The following is a 1281-nucleotide window of genomic DNA, read 5'->3' as shown; positions in this document are numbered from 1 at the left end:
TGGTTGGCGGCGCCGTTGCAGTCCCAGATGACTGGCTGGGTGCCGTTCGCGGTGGTGCTGTTGGGCACGTCCAGGCAGCGGCCGGACGCGGCGCTGACCAGGCTGGACGACGGTGGCGTGGTCGGGTCGCCGGTGGTGCCGCCGCTGACCCGGTAGACGATCGTGCCGTGCGAGGGCACGCTCGCGCTGATCGTGCCGCTGGTGGTGGTCGTGGCGCCGGTCCAGGCGTCGACCAGCGAGTACGACGAGGCGCCGGTCTTGCCGATCGCCGCGGCCGTGGTGGAGATCGTGCGGGTCGAGGCGGACTGGTTGAACAGCGCCACCGCCACGTCGCCGTTGGCCAGGCGTTTGGCGAGGACCCGCTGGTTGGCGTCGCCCGCGACCTGCACGCCCTGGCGGCCGAGGGTGTCCTGGTTGATGGCGATCAGCCGGGGGTTCTTCAGGATCGTCTGGGTGGCGGCGGACATGGACCGCAGGTCGTTACCGGCGATCAGCGGCGCGGCCATCATCGCCCAGAGCGCGAAGTGGGAACGCTGCTCGGTGTCGGTCAGGGTGCCCCGGCCGACCTCCATCATGTCCGGGTCGTTGAAGGCGCCCGGCCGCGCGTACCCGGCCAGCGGCACGGTGACGTCGACGATGTTCTTGACGCCCATCGGGTAGCCGTTGCTCTGCCCGGTGTCCCAGGCCAGCGTGATGTCCTCGGTGGTGCGCCAGATGTTCGCCACGTCACCCCAGTCACGCTGCGGGCCGGTCTTCGCGTGGAAGCTGTTGGGGTTGATGCTGTAGAGGATCGGCCGGCCGGTCGCGGCCAGCGCGTCGCGCATCTTGGCGAACGTGGCGACCTGCTCGCTGATCGTGCCGGTCGGCGAGCACCAGTCGTACTTCAGGTAGTCGACACCCCACGCGGCGAACTGCCGGGCGTCCTGCGCCTCATGACCCAGGGCACCGGTCGCACCCGGATACGAGCCGGAATACTGCGCGCAGGTCCGATCCAGCGGCACCTGATAGATACCGAACTTCAGCCCCCGCGCGTGAATGTAGTCACCCAGCGCCTTCATACCACTGGGGAACCGGGACGGATCACCCTGCAGGTTGCCGCTCGCGTCACGGTTCGGATTCATCCAGCAGTCATCGACCACCACATACTGATAACCGGCGTCGCGCATACCGCTGCTGACCATCGCATCGGCCATCCCCCGGATCAGCGACTCGTTGATATTGCAGAAGAACGTGTTCCAACTGTTCCAGCCCATCGGCGGGGTACGGCCCACACCGTTGTCC

The 1281-nt window shown here is 68.1% G+C and carries 1 protein-coding gene; it reads right to left on the bottom strand.

Annotation, left to right across the window (positions count from 1 at the left end):
* Nucleotides 1–1281 (bottom strand): alpha-galactosidase (locus Ade02nite_RS48835; RefSeq protein ID WP_239169642.1); only part of this gene is annotated, 1281 nt, incomplete at both ends.

This window comes from Paractinoplanes deccanensis, assembly GCF_016862115.1.
Classification (GTDB): Bacteria; Actinomycetota; Actinomycetes; order Mycobacteriales; family Micromonosporaceae; genus Actinoplanes; species Actinoplanes deccanensis.
Note: the sequence above shows the minus strand (reverse complement) of the source record. Positions and strands in the feature narration are given on the sequence as shown.